1 protein-coding gene is annotated in these 327 nt (G+C 64.5%); it reads right to left on the bottom strand.

Features of this window, described 5'->3' with window-relative positions; genetic code table 11:
* Nucleotides 1–327 (bottom strand): phosphopantetheine-binding protein (locus GL263_RS27925; protein WP_182858484.1); only part of this gene is annotated, 327 nt, incomplete at both ends.

The following is a 327-nucleotide window of genomic DNA, read 5'->3' as shown; positions in this document are numbered from 1 at the left end:
CGGACCGCCAACTCCACACCCAGCACCGAACGCACCCGACTCACCAACCGGGTCGCCAACAACGAATGACCACCCAGATCGAAGAACCCGTCATCCACCCCCACCACCGACACACCCAACACCTCGGCGAACAAACCCGCCAACAACTCCTCCTGCGGCGACCGAGGCCCCCGCCCCACACCACCCACCACCGGAACCGGCAAAGCCGCCCGATCCAACTTCCCATTCGCCGTCAACGGCAACTCATCCACCACCACAAACGCCGACGGCACCAAATACCCCGGCAACACCCCCACCAACTCCTCCCGCAACACACCCACATCCACC

The organism is Streptomyces durbertensis (genome assembly GCF_014156695.1).
In the GTDB taxonomy this organism is placed as follows: domain Bacteria; phylum Actinomycetota; class Actinomycetes; order Streptomycetales; family Streptomycetaceae; genus Streptomyces; species Streptomyces durbertensis.
This window is presented reverse-complemented; position numbering and strand designations above follow the sequence as displayed.